Origin of the sequence: Xanthomonas vesicatoria ATCC 35937 (genome assembly GCF_001908725.1) — a bacterium.
Taxonomy (GTDB): Bacteria; Pseudomonadota; Gammaproteobacteria; order Xanthomonadales; family Xanthomonadaceae; genus Xanthomonas; species Xanthomonas vesicatoria.
The window spans coordinates 139899-158533 of record NZ_CP018725.1; the positions used below are offsets into that span (position 1 = coordinate 139899).

The window sequence follows — 18635 nt, forward strand, 5'->3', positions numbered from 1 at the left end:
AAGATGAGTGCTTCCACGGCAGCGCCGGCACGTGACCGGTTGCGTATTGCCATCCAGAAAAACGGCCGCCTGGCCGAGCCGGCGCGCAGCCTGCTGGCCGCCTGCGGGCTGAGCTGGCGGCAGAGCCGCGACAAATTGTTCTGCTATGGCGAATCGCTGCCGGTGGACCTGCTGCTGGTGCGCGACGACGACATTCCCGGCCTGATCGCCGATGGCGTCTGCGACTTGGGCATCGTGGGCCAGAACGAGTTGGACGAGCAGGCATCGGCGCGTCGTCGCGCTGGCTTGCCGGCCGCGTACCACGCCGTGCGCGGGGTCGGTTTCGGCCAGTGCCGGCTGATGTTGGCGGTGCCAGAAGAATGGGACTGGCAGGGCGTGGCGCAGTTGCAGGGCAAGCGCATCGCCACCAGCTACCCGGCGATTCTGGCCGACTGGCTGGAACGGCAGGGCATCGACGCGACGGTGGTGGAGCTCTCCGGGTCGGTGGAAATCGCACCGCGCCTGGGCACCGCCGATCTGATCTGCGACCTGGTCTCCAGCGGCGCCACGTTGGCGGCCAACCAACTCAAGCCGGTGGAGCTGGTGATGGAAAGCGAAGCCGTGCTGGCCGGCGCCGTGCGCGAGCCGGCCGATGCGCGCGCCGCCTTGTTGGCGATGCTGCTGCGGCGCATGGACGGCGTGCTCAAGCTGCGCGACAGCAAGCTGCTGATGTTCCGCGCCGAACACGGCAACGTGGACGCGCTGCGCCGCCTGCTGCCCGATGCCGACCCGTTGGTGCAGCTGCCCGACGATGGCAATGGCGCGCTGCGGTTGCAGACAATGTGCCACGGTGCGGTGACCTGGCAACGGCTGGAAGAACTCGAACGCGCAGGTGCGCAAGGTTTGATGGTGTTGACGGTGGAGCGCTCGCTGGCATGAACATTCTCGATTGGTCCCAACTCGATGGCGCGTCGCGCACCGATGCCTTGACGCGCCCTGTGCAGACCGTGGCCACGCAGACGCGCGAGGCGGTCGCCAGCTTGATCGCAGATGTGCGAGCACGTGGCGATTCGGCGCTGCGCGAGATCACCGCACGTTTCGATGGCGTGTCGCTGGACAGCTTTGCAGTGAGCGCGGCCGAATTTGCCGCCGCCGAAGCCGCGGTGGCACCGGAATTGCGTCAGGCGATGCAGGATGCGGTGGCGCGCATCGAGACCTTTCACCGCGCCGGCATGAGCGAGGGTTATGCGGTGGAAACCGCGCCCGGTGTGGTCTGCGAAAAGATCGTGCGCCCGATCGGCCGGGTGGGGCTGTATGTGCCGGCCGGCAGCGCACCGTTGCCGTCGACCGCGTTGATGCTCGGCGTTCCCGCGCGTTTGGCCGGCTGCCGCGAGGTCGTGTTGTGCACGCCGCCCCGCAAGGATGGCAGCGTGGATCCTGCGGTGCTGGTGGCCGCGCAGCTGACCGGCGTGCGTCGCGTGTTCAAGCTCGGCGGCGCGCAGGCGATTGCGGCGATGGCCTATGGCACCGAATCGGTGCCGAGCTGCGACAAGTTGTTCGGGCCTGGCAATAGCTATGTCACCGAAGCCAAGCAGCAGGTGGCGCAGTCCGGCGCGGCAGCGATCGACATGCCGGCCGGCCCGTCCGAGGTGCTGGTGATCGCCGATGCCGGCGCGCAGCCGGCGTTCGTGGCTGCCGATCTCTTATCGCAGGCAGAGCATGGCCCCGATTCGCAGGTGTTGCTGCTGTCCGACAGCGATGCGTTGATTGCCGCCGTGCAGGTTGAGTTGGATGCGCAACTGGCGCAGCTGTCGCGTGCCGAGATCGCCCGTCAGGCGCTGGCGCAGTCGCGGCTGATCAAGGTGCAATCGCTGGACGAGGCATTTGCGATCAGCAACCGCTATGCCCCCGAGCATTTGATTCTGGCGCTGCGCGAGCCGCGCGCATGGTTGAACCAGGTGGAAGCGGCCGGCTCGGTCTTTCTCGGCGACTACACGCCCGAGGCACTGGGCGATTATTGCAGCGGTACCAACCACGTGTTGCCGACCAGCGGTGCGGCGCGCGCGTACAGCGGCGTAAGCGTGGCCAGCTTCCAGAACATGGTGAGCGTGCAGGCGGCAAGCAAGGCAGGCATCGACGGCATCGGCGAATGCGCGTTGATTCTTGCGCGCGCCGAAGGCCTGGATGCGCATGCCAATGCGGTGGCGCTGCGCATGGGAGTGGCCGCATGAGCACGCCATCGATTCTGGAGCTGGTACGCGAAGACCTGCGAGCATTTGCCGGCTATTCGTCGGCACGCACCAGCGCGCTGCAGGGCGATGTCTGGCTCAACGCCAATGAATCGGCCTGGGGCAATCCGGCCGACCCCAACGGCAGCACGCGACGCTACCCGGATCCGCAACCCAACGGGCTGCGCGTGGCGCTGGCAGCGTTGTACGGCTGCGCGCCCGAGCAACTGCTGATCGGGCGCGGCAGCGATGAAGCGATCGACCTGCTGGTGCGCGGCCTGTGCGTGCCCGAGCGCGATGCGGTGGTGGTGACGCCACCGGTGTTCGGCATGTATGCGGTGTGCGCGCGCTTGCAGAATGCGCCGCTGGTCGAGGTGCCCTTGGTCGATGGCAGCGATGGGTTCCATGCAGACATCGCCGCCATCGTCGGGGCGGCACTGACCTCGAAGGCCAAGCTGGTGTTCCTGTGCTCGCCGTCCAACCCGGCGGGCTCGGCAATTGCGTTGCAGGACATCGAAGTCGCATTGCAGGCATTGCAGGGCAAGGCGCTGGTGGTTGTCGACGAAGCCTATGGCGAATTTTCGGATGTGCCGTCTGCAGTTGCGCTGCTGAGCCGCTACGACAATCTTGCCGTGCTGCGCACCTTGTCAAAAGCGCATGCGCTTGCCGCTGCGCGCATCGGCAGCCTGATCGCGAATGCAGAATTGATCGCGCTGTTGCGGCGCTGCCAGGCCCCCTATCCGGTGCCCACGCCGTGCGCGGCGATGGCCGAGCAGGCGCTGTCTGCGCCGGCACTGGAGGTTACACGCCGGCGGATTGCCGAGGTGCGCAGCGAGCGTGAGCGCGTGCGCGTCGCCTTGACGCAGCTGCCAGGTGTCCGTCAGGTCTACGCATCGCAAGGCAACTTCTTGCTGGTGCGTTTCGAAGACGCCGAGGCTGCCTTCCAGGCGCTGCTGGAAGCCGGCGTGGTGGTGCGCGATCAGCGCGCGGTGCCGCGCCTGTCCGATGCGTTGCGCATCACGTTGGGCACGGTCGAACAGAACGAGCGCGTGCTCGGTGCGCTGCGGCGCAAGCAGGAGGCTGCGGCATGACCCCGATTCTTTTCGTCGACCGCGATGGCACGCTGATTACCGAGCCTGCCGATTACCAGATCGACGCCTATGAGAAGCTGCGCTTTGTCGACAACGTGATTCCGGCAATGCTCAAGCTGCGCGACGCCGGCTATCAGTTCGTCATCGTCACCAATCAGGACGGTTTGGGCAGCGAGAGCTATCCGCGGGCTGCGTTCGATGGCCCCAACAACCTGATGCTGCAGATCTTCGCAAGCCAGGGCATCGCGTTCCGCGAAGTGCTGATCGACTGCAGCTGGCCGGCCGACAATGCGCCAACGCGCAAGCCCGGCGTTGGCCTGATGGTGCCTTACCTGCAGGACCGCAACATCGACTGGGCGCGCTCGGCAATGGTGGGCGACCGCCTCACCGACATCCAGTTTGCACAAAACCTCAACATCCGCGGCTTCCAGCTACGCACCGACGAATTCGGCGGCGAATGGGATTGGCCGGGCATCGCGCACGAACTGGCCGATGCGCCGCGGCGTGCGGTGGTCCAGCGCAATACAAAAGAAACCAAGATCCGCGTCGAGCTGGACCTGGATCGCGTGGCCGAGCCGCATACCGCTACCGGCCTGCCGTTTTTCGATCACATGTTGGAGCAAATCGGCAAGCACGGTGGCTTTGCGCTGGATATCCGCGCCGACGGCGACCTGCATATCGACGAGCACCACACCATCGAGGACACCGGCCTGGCGCTGGGCCAGGCGTTGCGCGAAGCCCTGGGCAACAAGCGCGGCATTGGTCGCTACGGGTTCGATCCGGTCGAAAGTCCGTGGCTTGCGGCGGGCGAGGGTGCGCAGCATGGATTTACCCTGCCGATGGATGAAACCATCGCCAGCGCGGCGCTGGATTTCAGCGGCCGGCCTTACTTCGTGTTCGACGGCGAGTTCAAGCGCGAACGTGTGGGCGACATGCCGACCGAACTGGTCCCGCATTTCTTCCGCTCCATCTGCGATGCGTCCGGACTGAACCTGCACCTGAGCGTGCGTGGCGAAAACGATCACCACAAGGTCGAGGCCTGCTTCAAGGCGCTTGCACGCGCCTTGCGCCAGGCGATCCGTCGCGAAGGCACGGCGCTGCCGTCGACCAAGGGCGCGCTATGACCGACCTTGCGCTGATCGATGCCGGTGGCGCCAACCTGGGCTCGGTGCGCTACGCATTGGAGCGGCTCGGCATCGAGGCGCGGCTGGTGCGCGATGCGGCCGGTTTGCAGGGGGCCGATCGGGTGATCCTGCCCGGCGTGGGCGCCGCACCGGAAGCGATGAAGCGGCTGCGCGCCCAGGGGTTGATCGAGCCGCTGCGCCAGTTGCAGGTGCCGTTGATCGGTATCTGCCTGGGCATGCAGTTGCTGTTCGAGCGCTCCGAAGAAGGCGATGTGGAATGTCTTGGCCTGTTGCCGGGCGTGGTGCGCCACATGACGGCGGCACTGGGCATCCGCGTGCCGCATATGGGCTGGAATCAATTGGTACCGATGCGCGAATCGGCATTGCTGGCTGGCCTGCCCGAGCGCGCCAGTGCCTATTTCGTCCACGGGTACGCCGCGCCAGTCACGCCGGATACGGTGGCCGCCTGCGATCACGGCGGCTTGTTCACTGCAGTGGTGCAGCAAGGCCTGCGCTGCGGCGCGCAGTTTCACCCGGAGCGTTCGGCCGACACCGGTGCCCGCATCCTGCGCAATTTTCTTGAGATGAGCTTCCCATGAGTTTTACCGTCTACCCGGCGCTGGATATCCGCAACGGCCGCGTGGTGCGCTTGCTGCAAGGCGATTACGCGCGCGAAACCCAGTATGGCGACGATGTGCTGCCGCGTGCGCAGGGGTTTGCCGATGCCGGCGCACAGTGGATGCATCTGGTGGATCTGGATGCGGCCAAGGCCGGTGGCTATACCTTGGCCAGCACGCTGGGCGAGATCGCGCGCGTTACCGGTTTGCAGGTGCAGACCGGCGGCGGCGTGCGTTCGCGCGAGGATGTGGCACGTCTCCTCGATGCTGGTGCGGCGCGCGTGGTGATTGGCTCGCTGGCGGTGCGTGAGAGCGACACCGTCATTGCATGGCTGCAGGAATTTGGTGCGGATCGCCTGACCATTGCGCTGGACACGCGTCAGGATGCGGCGGGTGTGTGGCAGTTGCCGGTGCATGGCTGGACCGAAGCGGCCGAGGCCACCCTGGACCAATTGGCGGTGCGCTATGCGCAGGCCGGCCTGCAGCATCTGCTGTGCACCGACATCGCACGCGATGGCATGTTGTCCGGGCCGAATATGGACCTGTACGCGCATTTGCGTGCACTCGCGCCGCAGCTGCAGGTGCAGGTCTCCGGCGGCGCGCGCCATATTGCCGACGTCGCCGCGGCCAAGGCGTCGGGCTGCGCCGGCATCGTGCTGGGCAAGGCCTTGCTGGAAGGACATCTTGAATTGAAAGAGGCACTCGCATGTTGAGCCGCCGCATCATTCCGTGCCTGGACGTGCGCGATGGGCGCGTGGTCAAGGGGGTCAAGTTCCGCGACCACATCGACATGGGCGACATCGTCGAACTCGCATTGCGTTATCGCGCGCAGGGCGCAGACGAGCTGGTGTTCTACGACATCGGCGCCAGCCCGGAAGGACGCTCGGTCGATTACAGCTGGGTTGAGCGCGTGGCGCGGCTGATCGACATTCCCTTCTGCGTTGCTGGTGGCATCGGCAACGTCGACACCGCGCGTGCGGTGCTGCACGCCGGTGCCGACAAGATTTCGATCAACTCGCCGGCACTCGGCCGGCCACAGCTGATTTCCGAGCTGGCGGACGCATTCGGTGTGCAATGCGTGGTGGTCGGCATCGATTCCATTCGCGAAGAAGACGGCCAGTGGCGGGTGCGTCGCTACACTGGCGACCCCAGCAAGACCCAGGCATTGCCGATGCGCACGCTGGATTGGGTGGCCGAAGCGCAGCGCCTTGGCGCCGGCGAGATCGTGCTCAATTGCATGGACAACGACGGCGTGCGGCGTGGCTACGATATTGCGCAGTTGCGCCAGGTGCGTGCGCTGTGTCACGTGCCGTTGATCGCCTCCGGCGGTGCGGGCGAGATGCAGCACTTTGCCGATGTGTTCGACCAGGCCGATGTGGATGGCGCGCTGGCTGCCAGCGTGTTTCATAGTGGCGCGATTCCGATTCCGCAACTCAAGCGATTTCTGCGTGCGCAACAGATCGAGGTACGTGATGGGCAGTGACACCGTGGCAACCGACGACGCGCTGACAGCGCTGGACTGGAGCAAGGGCGACGGCTTGTTGCCAGTCATCGTGCAGGACGCCGACAACCTGCGCGTGCTGATGCTGGGTTACATGAACGCCGAAGCGCTGGCGGTCACCCGGCAGCGCGGCGAAGTCACCTTCTTCAGCCGCAGCAAGCAGCGCTTGTGGACCAAGGGCGAGAGCTCGGGCAACGTGTTGCGCGTTGTCTCCGTCGAAGCCGACTGCGACGCCGATACAGTGCTGGTGCTGGCGCGTCCGCACGGACCGACCTGCCATCTGGGCCGCACCAGCTGTTTTCCGAGCGCGCCCGGTCAATTTCTCGGTAGCCTGGATGCATTGATCGCCGCGCGCGAGCGCGAGCGCCCGCATGGCAGTTACACCACCAAGCTCTTCGAGCAAGGCATCCGCCGCATCGCGCAGAAGGTGGGCGAGGAGGGCGTGGAGACCGCGTTGGCCGGTGTGGTGCAGGGCGATGCGGAGTTGCTCGGCGAATCGGCCGATCTGCTGTATCACCTGATCGTGCTGCTGCGCGCACGCGGACTTGGCCTGGACGATGCAGTGGCAGTGCTGGAGTCGCGGCACAAATAGGATTGTTAAGGGCGTACCCGGGCGCGATGGTGCGCTACCGAGAACGCTTCGTCGCGCCCGGGTGCGCTCCTACGATGTCGCGCTGTTGGGATGCGGCATGCTCGCCCGTTTCGTTCACGTGGTCACAGAGCAGGTACACGTCCCGCCGGTCTTTGCGTAGGAGCACACCTTGGCGCCATGGGGTGTTACCGGTAAAGCCCCGTCGCGGCCACGTGCGCTCCTACAATGCGTTGGGGTGTGATGGCGTTGCACGCGGTGCCGTCCACGCTGCGCCGGCAGGTACAATTTCCGCTGGCCTTATCGTGGGAACACGCATGCAGCTTCGCTTCGTTCTTCTAGCCCTGGGTGTGCTCACAGGCAGCGCATACGCGCGCGATGCAGTGGTCGATGGCATCGTGTACGAAGAGCGCGACGGGCGTGCCGGCCATGGCGCCGATGAGCCTGACCTTGGCGATGTGGCAGTGTCCAACGGCGAACAGATCGTGCGTACCGATGCGCAGGGCCGCTACCGCTTGCCGGTGCGCGACGGTCAGACGGTCTTCGTGATCAAGCCAGGCGATCGCCGGTTCGTGCCTGCCGCCGACGGTTTGCCCGGGTTTTGGCGGCATTACGCGCCGGGCGGTTCGATCAAGCGCAAGTATCGCGGCATCGCCGCCACCGGCCGCAACACGCACGGCTGGGATTTCGCGTTGACGCCGCGTGCGGAAGCGGCGGGCAGCGGGTTCGATATGCTGGTCTTTGCCGATAGCCAGACCGCCAGCCTCACCGATGTGGGCTATTACCAACGCGACATCGTCGCGCCGATCGTCGGCAAGACCTCGGCCCGACTCGGCACCACGCTGGGCGACATCGTCAGCGACGATCTAAGCCTGTATCCGGCCTTGAACAAGGTCACCACGCAGCTGGGCGTGCCGTGGTTCCATGTGCCGGGCAATCACGATCTTAATTTCGATGCAGACAACGATGCGCATTCGCTCGACAGCTGGCGCGCAGTCTACGGCCCCGACACCTATGCGGTGGAAGAAGCCAACGCCAGCTTCGTGTTTCTGGACGATGTGATCTACACGCCCGGCGGCAAGCCGGCCTATGTCGGCGGCCTGCGCGAGGACCAGTTCGTGTTTCTGCAGAGCTATCTGGCGCAGCTGCCGCGCGAGCGCCTGCTGGTGCTGGGCATGCATATCCCGTTGTTCGATGCGGCCCCGGGGCAGGAGACCTTCCGGCATGCCGACCGCAGCCGCCTGTTCGCGCTGCTGAAGGATTTCCCGCATGTGCTGGTGCTCAGCGGGCACAGCCATACCCAACGACAGGTGGATCACGGCGCCGACGAAGGCTGGCACGGTGCACGTCCGTTGCACGAATACAACGTGGGCGCGGCCTGCGGCGCGTTCTGGTCGGGTGCCAAGGACGCCGAGGGCATTCCCACCGCCACGATGAGCGACGGCACGCCCAATGGGTATGCGGTGCTGCACGCCGCGCCCAGCGGCGATTACACGCTGGCGTACCACGCCGCACGCGCGGCCGATGATGCGCAGCTGCTGCTGCAGGCGCCCAAGGTGCTGCGCCAGGGCGCCTATGCGGCGTGGGGCATCTACGCCAATGTCTTCATGGGCCAGGACGACACCGTTGTTGAGCTGCGGATCGACGATGGCGTTTGGCAGCCGATGAAGCGGGTGGAGCGCGCCGACCCGCGCGTATTGGCCGAGAACATGCGCGACGATGCGGCAGAGCAACTGCGTGGTTACGACCGCTCGCCCGAGGCCACACCGTCCACGCATCTATGGCGTAGCGCGTTACCGACCAACCTGGCGCTGGGCGAGCACCGCCTGGAGGTGCGCGCCACCTTGCCCACCGGGCAATACAGCGCACGCACCGCATATCGCCTGCAGCGTGCCGATCCTTGATGGAGACGCGCGCGGTTGGCGCCTGGGTCCCACTGAAACAACCGCTGCGCCGCAGTGGGGCGGCCGCGTGGTAATCAAAGCGGCCTCGCATGTCGAGCCGCCGGCCTTGGTCGCAGTGTCTGTCTCGGATGCGATGCCGGAGACGATGGACGCATACGCAAACGCCTCCACAAGGGAGGCGTCTTGGGATCCGGGCTGGCAGGCGATGGCGCGCTGGCGGGGATCGATGCTGGCTGGCGTGAGCTGGCTGGCCGGGCGAGTGTAGCGAGACCGCACAAGCGTTGACGAAATGAGAACTAGTCTCAGCGTATTGCGGCGATCACGGGGTCGATGGCGCAGGGACTGGCGACGATTTGCGCGGTGCGGGGGGAGCGGCCGGTGCCTTGGGTCTCGTTGGGCTATCCAGTGACTTCGCATCAGGATCGGCTGTTGGATCCAGATCCTGCCCGGCTTCCGGAGCAACCTCCAGCGGCGGATACGGATAGGCAACCGCCGGCCCTGCGTGCAGCTCTGCACGCCAGCGTGCCAGCACCGGCGCAATGCGTTTGCCGAGCGATTGCTGCGGTAACGACGGTAATTCGCCGTCCTGTTTCTCGCGTGCCGTAATCGCTGCCTTGGCGATGTCGAACGCGGCCAGCGGGTCGTCGCTCTGGTTCATCGCATCGATCAGCCACGCCTGGCCGAAGTAGGTCGCGTTGGAGGTGTTGCCGCAGCCGAATGACGGCCTATCGGCACGCGCAGCGGTGAGGATCAGCGTGTCCGGCGAGCGCAGCGCCGGAATGAAGCCGCCCGAATAGCAGGCCGACAGCACGATGATGCGGTTGTCGATGCCGGCATCGTCCAGCGCGGTGCGCAGATCCTGCGGGCTGATGAAATCTTCTTCGTTCTGATCCACCTGCACGTACAGCGTGTGGTCTTCGGTGCCGTGGGTGGTGACGAACAGCAGCAGCGCATCTTCCTTGCGATCCATGCGCTTGCCGATGGTAGCGAGCGTGTCGTACAGGTTGTCGTAGGTTGCCAGCGGTGCGTATGGGTGCTCGCCCAGGTTGTCCGGATTGTTGACTAGCGTGACCACGCGGCCGCGTGCATCGAAGCGTTGTTCGAACAATTGCTTGAGGTACAACGTTTCGTTGCGGAATACGTCGTCGCTGGCATCGCCGGCAAAGCCGACTACATAGAGATCGGTGACGCCGGGACGCTGCGGCTGCACGGCATCCAGCGCCTTCTTCAGCGCGGCCTGGTCGACCGGGTCCACCTGTGCGGTGTCATCGGCGTTCTGCGCCGGTAACGCCGCGCCCGCATCGGGATGACAGCCGGCAACCAGCAAGGCCACGGCGAGAAGCACCAGCATTCGGCGTATCAACACGTGTAACGCCAGGCGTGAATGGAGCGATGGGGACAAGGCCGATGCCTCGATGATGCGTGGAATGGGAATGTGTGGAGCGGCCGGTCAAAGCTTGCCATCACGTGACTGCAGTTGCCCTCAGGCAGGTCAGGCGCTTTGCTAACGCCGGCAAGGTACGGTGTGTAGATGAGAACGCGCTGTCCGGACCTGCAAGACGCTACGCATCGTCTTCCAACCCGTTGGCGCATGCATGAGCTGGCGAACTCATTAGCCCACTAACTCATGCATACGCTGGCAACCAGTGTGCGCCAGGCGAGTTCGCTTCAGTGGCGCCGGCACGGCTGTGCTGCTTGCAAGATGCGCCCTCAAGCAACCGCAATCGGGAGCCACCTCAGGGCCATTCGTTAGATGAAGCTTCGGTCCCGGGGCCTGTAGAGGTCCTCCGTCCAACGCATGACATCGACGGTTCTTGCAGCTTCATCGGCCGCCGCACCGGCGGCAGCCGATGTCTCATCGCAATTGCGGGCTCAAAACACCAGCTGGGAAAAACTTTCCACGCGCGGATGGTTGCCCACGTCCTCGGCCGAGCGCGGCGTCGGATAGTCTTCGCGGCGATCCAGCAGTGCGGTGCGCATGCCTGTGCGCTTGGCGGCGTCGAGTTCTTCGATCACGTCCGACAAGAACAGGATCTCGGTTGCAGGCACGCCGATGCGCTCGGCAATGCGGCGATAACTGGCGCTTTCGCGCTTGGGGCCAACCTCGGTATCGAACCAGTCGGTGATCAAACCACTCAGATCGCCCGCATCGCTGTGCGCGAAGAACAGCTTCTGCGCCGGCACCGAGCCAGACGAATACACGTACAGCGGAATGCCCTGCGCGTGCCAGGACTGCAGCTGGATCGCCGCATCGGCATAGATGTGCGCGGTGAAGTCGGCGGTCTTGTAGCCGTCGCCCCAGATCAACCCTTGCAAGGCCTTGAGTGCGGTGTGCTTGCGGTCCTCGTCGATCCAGGTCTGCAGCGTGGTGATCAATACCTCGTCCGGCACGTCCTCGCCGATCTCGTCGGCCACCTGGTTGAGCCAGTGACGCACCTGCGGGTGGTTGCCGTGCTCGCGCACGTAGGCGGGCATGGCACGGCGTGCATACGGAAATAGCACGTCCTTGACGAACGAGATGCTGCTGGTCGTACCTTCGATATCGGTGAGGATCGCTTGCGGTCGTGTCATCGTCAGCTGGCCTTGTGAGGTGTCTCGGGGGCGTAGCGGGGGAATTGTTTGGCGATTTCGGTACCAGTGAAATGGCCGACCCAGCCATCCGGCTCGGTGAAGAAACGGATCGCCACGAAGTGCGGTTCCGGCCCCATGTCGAACCAGTGCAGGGTACTGTCGGGCACGGCAATCAGGTCGTCCTTGACGCACTCGATCTCGTAGACCTTGTCCTGCACGTGCAGGGTGAATAGGCCCGAGCCGGCGACAAAGAACCGTACTTCGTCTTCCTTGTGGAAGTGCTCGTCCAGAAACTTCGCGCGCATTTCCTCGCGCTTGGGGTTATCCGGCGCGATGCTCACCACATCCACGGTCTTGAAGCCGCGCTCGCTACTGATGCGGTCGATATCGGCGCGGTAGGCGGCCATCACCTGTTCGGGCGTGGCGCCGGGTTCGACCGGCTGGCTGGCGTGCCAGCGTTCGAAGGTGACGCCGATCTTGACCAGCTCGGCGGCGATCTTGTCGCCGTCGCGGCTGTCGAATTCGGGCGTCGCGGGATTGGTGTCGGCAAAGATACGCAGTCTGCTCATGGCGGTCTGGCTCACGAATGGGGGACGGGCGGTACTCAGCGCGTGCCGCGCAGTTTCAGCAGTTCGAGTTCGCAATGCAGCAGGAATTCGAACGCTTCCAGATGACGACGTGCCTCGGCCATGTTGCGGCCCCAGGCATACAGGCCGTGTCCTTCGATGAGATACCCCCACATGCTCTGTTTGTCCAGCAAGGCGTCGACCTGCGCGGCCAGCACCTGCATGTCCTGGGTGTTGGCGAACACCGGCACGTCTACTGCGGTTTCGTGGGTGGTATTGCCTTCGAAGGCCTTGAGCAGTTCGTAGCCTTCCAGGCGGATCACGCCGCTGCCTGCATACAGGCGGGAAGCAATCGTTTGCACCGGCGAGTGGGTATGCAGCACGCAACCGATCTCCGGAAACCGGCGATACAGCTGGGTGTGCAGCAGGGTTTCGGCAGACGGGCGCAGCGGGCGGCCAACCGCCTGGCCATCGAAGTCCACCACCATGATGTCTTCTTCGACCAGGCGGCCCTTGTCGCGTCCGGAGACGGTGATCGCAGCGTGCTGTTCGTCCAGGCGATGGGAGAAATTGCTGCTGGTCGCGGGCGTCCAGCCGGCCTGGGCCAGCTCGCGGATATTGCCGATCAGCAACTGCGCCAGCTCGTGCAGACGTGCGGCGCTATAGGGCAGGGGGGCAGTGGTCGCATTCATGGACCTATTCTACTGCCCCGCCGGATTACGGTCAGGTGCAGCGCAGCAGGGTGTGTTCTTGCCACGCTCGGATCACGAGTGGCTGACAGACTGTCGCGAGCGCGCGTCTGGCACCGAGCGCAGTAGTTTTTGTAAGCCGTCTCTGGTTGGTTGCAATCAGAAGCCCGGGTCACATGCTGAGTCGGTCGGGGGCTCGGTGTCCTCACCGCTCGCGGGACACGCCGTGAACCCGTCCCTGGGGGCTCGGTGGCGGCATCCATGCCGCCACACGGTCCCGCAAGCGGCGAGGACACCGAGCCAGACCGTTGGTCGGTTGCTTGCTGAAAAGCATGTTCGTTGATCGGCTGGCGTTAGTTAGGCGGACGCCCTTGTCAGCACAGCAGGGCACCGAGCCTGCTGTTACCCCGTACACCGACCCTCTCGACTGGTCCTTGCCCGCCCACCGTCGCGGGACCTTATGCGGCATGGATGCCGCATAAGAGCCTACACGGACGTACTTGCGGCATGTCCCGCGATGGTGGGCGGGCAAGGGCCCTGCATCCAAGCGGCAGATCGGCCGCTCTGCACCGAAGACCCGGATCATCCGCGCCGCCATACACCGATGCGCAGTCTTTGCGTCAGCCACCGATGGCTCGCGCGTTTGCTCAGCGGCCGTCGCGCAGGCGGCTATGGCGATAGCCATAGCCGAAATAGACCACCAGCCCGACCAGGGTCCACAGCCCCATCAGCATCCAGTTGTGCAGGGTCATTGCCGACAGCAAGGCAAGGCAGCTCAGCACACCGGCAGTGCAGATCAGCCACGCGGCCGGCATGCGGAACGGACGCGGCAGTTCCGGATGCGTGCGGCGCAGGATCAGCACACCGGCACAGACCGCGGCGAAAGCGATCAGCGTGCCCATCGAGGTCAACTCGCCCAGCACATCCAGCGGGAAGACGGCGGCCAGCAGTGCGATGCCCACACCGGTGATGACGGTATTGATGTGCGGCGTGCGGTACTTGGGATGGATGCGGGTGAAGATCGACGGCAGCAGACCGTCGCGCGCAATGATCATGAAGATGCGCGGCTGTCCGATGATCATCACCAGCACCACCGACGACAGCCCGATCAGCGCGCCCACTTCCACCACCACCCGCAACCAGGCCAGCTGCGGATGCGCAGCCACCGCGGTCACCACCGGCTCATCGGTGCCCAGCTGGGTGAACGGCACCAGGCCGGTCATCACCGCGGCCATGGCGATGTAGAGCACGGTGCAGATCACCAGCGACAGCATCATGCCGATCGGCAGATCGCGCTGCGGCCGGTGCGATTCCTGCGCCGCCACCGACACCGCCTCGAAGCCGATGTAGGCGAAGAACACCATCGCCGCGCCCCGCAGCACGCCTTCCATGCCGTACTTGCCCGGTGCTTCGTTGGCAGGGATGAAGGGATGCCAGTTGGCAGGGTCCACGTACTTCCAGCCTGCGGCAATGACCAGGATGATGAGCCCGGTCTTGAGGATCACCATCGCCATGTTCATCGCAGACGACTTGCGGATACCGACATAGCACAGCCAGGTCAGCAACAACACGATGCCGGCTGCCGGCAGGTTGGCGATCGCGCCGGTGCGCTGCAGCTTGCCGTCCAGCGGTGCACTGACCAGGGCCGCTGGTAGATGGATGCCGAAGTGCTCCAGCAGGCTGAGGAAATAGCCGGTCCAGCTGACCGCCACTGCCGAGGCGGACACGCCGTATTCCAGCACCAGCATCCAGCCGATGAACCAGGCCGCCAGCTCGCCGAAGGTGGCGTAGGTATAGGTGTAGGCGCTGCCGGACACCGGCACCATGGCGGCGAATTCGGCGTAGGCCATGGCGCAGAACGCGCAGCAGATCGCCGCGAGCACGAACGACAGCACGATCGCCGGGCCGGCATGGTCGGCCGCGGCCTGGCCGGTGATGACGAAGATGCCGCCGCCGATCACCGCGCCGATGCCCAGGGCGGTCAGCCCCCAGGGCCCGAGCGCGCGTTGCAGGCCCAGCCCGTCGGCCGCCTCATGGCTGGCGTGCGGGTGTTTGGTGGCCCAAAGTTGTTTGAACATGGAGCGGTTCCGGCTTGGCGCTGCGCGCGATCGTTGAACGAGAAGACCGGCGCGAACGCCGGTCTTGGAGAGGGTCAGGCCTTACGGGCCAGACGGCTATGGTGGATGCCGTAGCCGAAATAGATGAACAGGCCGATCACCGTCCAGCCCACGAACACCTTCCAGTGCTCCTGGAAGGCCTGGAAGAACAGGAACAGACAGGCCACGGCACCCAGCGGGCAGATCACCATCGCCAACGGCACCCGGAACGGGCGCGGCAGATCTGGCTTGGTGAAACGCAGCACCATCACGCCGGCGCAGACGGTGGCGAAGGCGAGCAGGGTGCCCATCGACACCAGTTCGCCCAGCACGTTCAACGGGATGACTCCGGCCAGCAGCGCCGCGACTACACCGACGAAGATGGTGCCGACATAGGGCGTGCGGAATTTCGGGTGCACCTTGCCGAATAGTTTGGGCATCAACCCATCCTTGGCCATGGTGTAGAAGATGCGCGGCTGCGCCATCAGCATCACCAGCACCACCGAGGACAGGCCGGCGATCGCGCCGATCTCCACCGCGGTCTTGAGCCAGCTCAGTTGCGGGTGCGCTTCCAGCGCGGTGGCCACCGGCTTGGCGGTGCCGAGCTGGGTATACGGCAACAATCCGGTCAATACGGCGCAGACGATGATGTAGATGACGGTGCAGATGGCCAGCGACACCAGGATGCCGATCGGCATGTTCTTCTGCGGATCTTTGGTTTCCCCGGCGGAGGTAGAGACCGCATCGAAGCCGATGTAGGAGAAGAACACGATGGACGCGGCGCGAAACACCCCGTCCCAGCCGAACTGGCCTGGACCGGTGTTTTCCGGGATGAAGGGATGCCAGTTCGCCGGGTCGATGTAAGCGATGCCGAAGCCGACGAACAGGCAGATCACTACCACCTTGATCGCCACCACGATCGCATTGGCGAACGCCGATTGAGTAACGCCCACATAACACAGCATGCTCACCGCAGCGACGATCAACACAGCCGGCAGGTTGACGATGTTGCCGGAGCTGACAAAGCCATGGCCGTCCCAGGCCAAGGGCGCGCCCGCCAGTTCTGCCGGGAACGGCAGCCCAAGCGTGCCGGTCAGGAAACTGATCAGATAGGCGGACCAACCGACCGCGACGCTGGAGCCGGCAAACAGGTACTCAAGCACCAGGCACCAGCCAATGAACCAGGCGATGCCTTCGCCGAGGGTGGCATACGAGTACGAATAGGCGCTGCCGGAGACCGGCATCATCGCGGCGAACTCGGCGTAGCACAGGCCGGCGAAGGCGCAGGCGATGCCGGCGAAGACGAACGACAACATCACTGCTGGGCCGGCGTGATTTGCCGCGGCCTGACCGGTCAGGACAAAGATGCCGGCGCCGATCACTGCGCCGATGCCGAGCATGATCAGATGCTTGGCGGTGAGGGTCCGTTGCAGCGTCGCTTCGCCCTGCAGGCTGCCTTCGACCGGTTCGCCCGCATCCACACGTCCGGCGGGCTCGATCGGTTTGACCCTCAACAGAGACTTCAGCATTCAGTACATCCCTAAGTGGCAGAACGAAGGCGCGCGCGCCTGGGCGAAGGTGTGCGCCGCATCCCAATGGGACAGGCAAGCGGCCTACCTTGCCAAAGCTACACGCTCACGACAAGCGCGTACGCAGCATGAATGGCGATAATGGTCGCTGGTCAATGACAATCGGGAACGATAGATGGTGGATGCAACCCTGCGACAGCAACTGGCGGCGTACCGCGCCCGCTGGCCGAACGAGTGCAAAGTGGCCGACCAGTTCGAGCAGCTGCTTGACGATGCCACCGATCCGTTCGTGCGCGAGCGTGTCGAAGGTCATTTCACCGGCTCGGCCTGGGTCGTCAGCGCCGACGGCAACCGCACGCTACTGACCCACCATCGCAAGTTGCAGCGCTGGCTGCAGCTGGGCGGCCACGCCGATGGCGACCGCGATCTGGCGCAAGTGGCGCTGCGCGAGGCCGAAGAAGAGTCCGGTCTAACCGGTTTGCGTCTGGCAGATGCCGAGCTGTTCGACCTGGACCGCCACTGGATTCCCGCGCGTGGCGAGGTGGCGGGGCACTGGCATTTCGACGCGCGTTACCTGGTGGTGGCAGGCACCGACGAAGCGTTCGAAGTCAGCGAAGAATCGCTTGCACTGGCGTGGCGCCCGATCGCCGAGCTGCTTGCCGAGCCGGAGCTTGATCCCTCGCTGCGGCGCATGGCGCAGAAGTGGTTGGCGAGCCGGGAGTAGCGATTCGGGATTCGAGATGGGTAAAACAGCGATTCCGACGCCGTTCCGCATGGCCAGGATGCCGTTTCCTTTTCCTGTCCCTCGACGGCGGCGGCCCAGTAAACCCTCAAGTAGCCGCGCGCCGTTGTTACGAATCCCCAATCTCGCCCCCCCATCCCGGTCAGTAAAGCACCCGCGTCCGCAAGGTACCGGTGATCTGTCCGAGCTCGTCCTTCAGCACGCCCGCCAGCTCCTCGCTGGCGCTGACATCGATCACCACATAGCCCACCTTGGGGTCGGTGCGCAAAAACTGGCCGTCGATATTGAGGTTGTGACGCGAGAACAGTTCATTGATCTGCGACAGCACGCCCGGCACGTTGCGGTGGATGTGCAGCAGCCGCAGGCTGTCGGGGTGCTCGGGCAGGGTGACCTCGGGGAAATTCACCGCCGACAGGGTGCTGCCGTTGTCGCTGTAGCGCACCAGCTTGGCGGTCACTTCAATCCCGATATTGTCCTGCGCTTCCAGCGTGCTGCCGCCCACATGCGGGGTCAGGATGACGTTGTCGTGGGCAGTCAGTGGCGATTCGAATGCATCGCCATTGCCCTTGGGCTCGACCGGGAACACGTCCACCGCCGCGCCGCCGATCTGGCCGGAGGTGAGCGCCGCATCCAGCGCATCGATGTCGATGACGGTGCCGCGCGAGGCGTTGATCAGGTGCGCGCCAGGTTTCATGCGGGCGATTTCGGCTGCGCCGATCATGTCCTTGGTGGACGGGGTCTCCGGCACGTGCAAGGTGACCACGTCCGAGCGCGCTAGCAGGTCGTCCAGGTCAATCGCTGCACGGGCATTGCCCAGCGACAATTTGGTTTCGATGTCGTGGAAGATCACCTGCATGCCTAACGATTCGGCCAGCACGCCGACCTGGGTGCCGATATGCCCGTAGCCGACGATGCCCAGCACCTTGCCGCGCGTCTCGTGGCTGCCGGCGGCCGACTTGGACCAACCGCCGCGGTGGCATTCGGCATTTTTCTGCGGAATGCCGCGCAACAACAGGATCGCTTCGGCGATCACCAACTCGGCCACGCTGCGGGTGTTGGAGTAGGGCGCATTGAACACCGGAATGCCGGCCAGCTCGGCCGCGTCCAGGTCGACCTGGTTGGTGCCGATGCAGAAGCAGCCCACTGCCATTAGCCGCTTGGCATGCGCCAGCACCTCGGCGCTCAATTGCGTGCGCGAGCGGATGCCCACGATGTGCGCGTCGGCGATGCGCGCGATGAGCTCGTCTTCGGGCAACGACTTGGCGTGCAGTTCGATCTGCGAATAACCGGCGGCGCGGAACACATCCACGGCGGTCGGGCTGATGCCTTCCAGCAACAGGACGCGGATGTCCTGCTTGGGAAACGAGGTTTTCTTCGGCGACATGGGGGAGCGCATTGCAGCAATCGGG

The 18635-nt window shown here is 64.9% G+C and carries 17 protein-coding genes; 10 read left to right on the forward strand and 7 right to left on the reverse strand.

Annotated elements, in window-relative coordinates:
* Positions 1–3 precede the first annotated feature (3 nt).
* The 9 genes from hisG to BJD12_RS00605 all read left to right on the forward strand — a co-directional run bounded on the left by hisG (position 4) and on the right by BJD12_RS00605 (position 9033).
* Positions 4–918 carry an ATP phosphoribosyltransferase gene (gene hisG, locus BJD12_RS00565; RefSeq protein ID WP_005997431.1) on the forward strand — a complete coding sequence of 305 codons (915 nt, stop codon included), beginning with the start codon at positions 4–6 and terminating at the stop codon, positions 916–918.
* Entirely contained in the window at positions 915–2210 is a 1296-nt protein-coding gene (gene hisD / locus BJD12_RS00570; RefSeq protein WP_005997429.1) for a histidinol dehydrogenase, read from the forward strand. Before hisG ends, hisD begins: the two co-directional genes overlap by 4 nt.
* Positions 2207–3298 (forward strand): histidinol-phosphate transaminase, encoded by a 1092-nt coding sequence (gene hisC / locus BJD12_RS00575; RefSeq protein ID WP_005997428.1) that lies wholly within the window; start codon positions 2207–2209, stop codon positions 3296–3298. The genes hisD and hisC overlap by 4 nt, the downstream gene beginning before the upstream one ends.
* On the forward strand, positions 3295–4422 hold the full coding sequence (gene hisB / locus BJD12_RS00580) for a bifunctional histidinol-phosphatase/imidazoleglycerol-phosphate dehydratase HisB (protein WP_005997426.1): 1128 nt from the start codon (positions 3295–3297) through the stop codon (positions 4420–4422). The genes hisC and hisB overlap by 4 nt, the downstream gene beginning before the upstream one ends.
* Positions 4419–5021, forward strand: a complete 603-nt coding sequence (hisH, locus tag BJD12_RS00585; protein WP_005997424.1) for an imidazole glycerol phosphate synthase subunit HisH — start codon at positions 4419–4421, stop codon at positions 5019–5021. Before hisB ends, hisH begins: the two co-directional genes overlap by 4 nt.
* A complete protein-coding gene (hisA, locus tag BJD12_RS00590) occupies positions 5018–5752 on the forward strand; it encodes a 1-(5-phosphoribosyl)-5-[(5-phosphoribosylamino)methylideneamino]imidazole-4-carboxamide isomerase (RefSeq protein WP_005997422.1) in 735 nt (244 codons plus the stop codon). The genes hisH and hisA overlap by 4 nt, the downstream gene beginning before the upstream one ends.
* Positions 5746–6522, forward strand: coding sequence for an imidazole glycerol phosphate synthase subunit HisF (hisF, locus tag BJD12_RS00595; protein WP_005997421.1), 777 nt, complete (start codon positions 5746–5748; stop codon positions 6520–6522). Before hisA ends, hisF begins: the two co-directional genes overlap by 7 nt.
* A complete protein-coding gene (gene hisIE / locus BJD12_RS00600) occupies positions 6512–7132 on the forward strand; it encodes a bifunctional phosphoribosyl-AMP cyclohydrolase/phosphoribosyl-ATP diphosphatase HisIE (protein ID WP_005997419.1) in 621 nt (206 codons plus the stop codon). The genes hisF and hisIE overlap by 11 nt, the downstream gene beginning before the upstream one ends.
* Positions 7133–7446: 314 nt before the next feature.
* Entirely contained in the window at positions 7447–9033 is a 1587-nt protein-coding gene (locus tag BJD12_RS00605) for a calcineurin-like phosphoesterase C-terminal domain-containing protein (RefSeq protein WP_005997417.1), read from the forward strand.
* A gap of 319 nt (positions 9034–9352) precedes the next feature.
* On the opposite strand, the gene BJD12_RS00615 is transcribed toward BJD12_RS00605, so the two are convergent.
* The 6 genes from BJD12_RS00615 to BJD12_RS00645 form a co-directional block, all read right to left on the reverse strand.
* On the reverse strand, positions 9353–10384 hold the full coding sequence (locus BJD12_RS00615) for a C13 family peptidase (protein WP_005997416.1): 1032 nt from the start codon (positions 10382–10384) through the stop codon (positions 9353–9355).
* A 521-nt stretch (positions 10385–10905) separates the two neighbouring features.
* The gene (gene mtnC / locus BJD12_RS00620) at positions 10906–11604 is read right to left on the reverse strand and encodes an acireductone synthase (RefSeq protein ID WP_005997414.1); all 699 of its coding nucleotides are present in this window, start codon (positions 11602–11604) and stop codon (positions 10906–10908) included.
* A gap of 2 nt (positions 11605–11606) precedes the next feature.
* Entirely contained in the window at positions 11607–12173 is a 567-nt protein-coding gene (locus BJD12_RS00625) for a 1,2-dihydroxy-3-keto-5-methylthiopentene dioxygenase (protein ID WP_005997412.1), read from the reverse strand.
* A gap of 35 nt (positions 12174–12208) precedes the next feature.
* Entirely contained in the window at positions 12209–12862 is a 654-nt protein-coding gene (locus tag BJD12_RS00630) for a methylthioribulose 1-phosphate dehydratase (RefSeq protein ID WP_005989840.1), read from the reverse strand.
* Positions 12863–13506: 644 nt separating this feature from the next.
* Entirely contained in the window at positions 13507–14937 is a 1431-nt protein-coding gene (locus tag BJD12_RS00640; RefSeq protein WP_039421462.1) for an amino acid permease, read from the reverse strand.
* A gap of 74 nt (positions 14938–15011) precedes the next feature.
* Positions 15012–16484 (reverse strand): amino acid permease, encoded by a 1473-nt coding sequence (locus BJD12_RS00645; RefSeq protein WP_005996928.1) that lies wholly within the window; start codon positions 16482–16484, stop codon positions 15012–15014.
* A gap of 175 nt (positions 16485–16659) precedes the next feature.
* Between BJD12_RS00645 and BJD12_RS00650 the strand changes: the two genes are divergently transcribed.
* Positions 16660–17208, forward strand: a complete 549-nt coding sequence (locus tag BJD12_RS00650; RefSeq protein ID WP_005996930.1) for an NUDIX hydrolase — start codon at positions 16660–16662, stop codon at positions 17206–17208.
* A gap of 160 nt (positions 17209–17368) precedes the next feature.
* On the opposite strand, the gene serA is transcribed toward BJD12_RS00650, so the two are convergent.
* A complete protein-coding gene (gene serA / locus BJD12_RS00655; protein WP_042828606.1) occupies positions 17369–18610 on the reverse strand; it encodes a phosphoglycerate dehydrogenase in 1242 nt (413 codons plus the stop codon).
* Positions 18611–18635 lie beyond the last annotated feature (25 nt).

Coding starts and splice junctions, on each gene's coding strand:
- BJD12_RS00645 (WP_005996928.1), bottom strand. CDS start 16,484: ATGCTGAAGTCTCTGTTGAGGGTCAAACCGATCGAGCCCGCCGGACGT.
- hisH (WP_005997424.1), top strand. CDS start 4,419: ATGACCGACCTTGCGCTGATCGATGCCGGTGGCGCCAACCTGGGCTCG.
- hisF (WP_005997421.1), top strand. CDS start 5,746: ATGTTGAGCCGCCGCATCATTCCGTGCCTGGACGTGCGCGATGGGCGC.
- hisC (WP_005997428.1), top strand. CDS start 2,207: ATGAGCACGCCATCGATTCTGGAGCTGGTACGCGAAGACCTGCGAGCA.
- hisA (WP_005997422.1), top strand. CDS start 5,018: ATGAGTTTTACCGTCTACCCGGCGCTGGATATCCGCAACGGCCGCGTG.
- BJD12_RS00625 (WP_005997412.1), bottom strand. CDS start 12,173: ATGAGCAGACTGCGTATCTTTGCCGACACCAATCCCGCGACGCCCGAA.
- BJD12_RS00615 (WP_005997416.1), bottom strand. CDS start 10,384: ATGCTGGTGCTTCTCGCCGTGGCCTTGCTGGTTGCCGGCTGTCATCCC.
- BJD12_RS00640 (WP_039421462.1), bottom strand. CDS start 14,937: ATGTTCAAACAACTTTGGGCCACCAAACACCCGCACGCCAGCCATGAG.
- hisIE (WP_005997419.1), top strand. CDS start 6,512: ATGGGCAGTGACACCGTGGCAACCGACGACGCGCTGACAGCGCTGGAC.
- hisD (WP_005997429.1), top strand. CDS start 915: ATGAACATTCTCGATTGGTCCCAACTCGATGGCGCGTCGCGCACCGAT.
- BJD12_RS00650 (WP_005996930.1), top strand. CDS start 16,660: ATGGTGGATGCAACCCTGCGACAGCAACTGGCGGCGTACCGCGCCCGC.
- hisG (WP_005997431.1), top strand. CDS start 4: ATGAGTGCTTCCACGGCAGCGCCGGCACGTGACCGGTTGCGTATTGCC.
- BJD12_RS00605 (WP_005997417.1), top strand. CDS start 7,447: ATGCAGCTTCGCTTCGTTCTTCTAGCCCTGGGTGTGCTCACAGGCAGC.
- hisB (WP_005997426.1), top strand. CDS start 3,295: ATGACCCCGATTCTTTTCGTCGACCGCGATGGCACGCTGATTACCGAG.
- BJD12_RS00630 (WP_005989840.1), bottom strand. CDS start 12,862: ATGAATGCGACCACTGCCCCCCTGCCCTATAGCGCCGCACGTCTGCAC.
- serA (WP_042828606.1), bottom strand. CDS start 18,610: ATGTCGCCGAAGAAAACCTCGTTTCCCAAGCAGGACATCCGCGTCCTG.
- mtnC (WP_005997414.1), bottom strand. CDS start 11,604: ATGACACGACCGCAAGCGATCCTCACCGATATCGAAGGTACGACCAGC.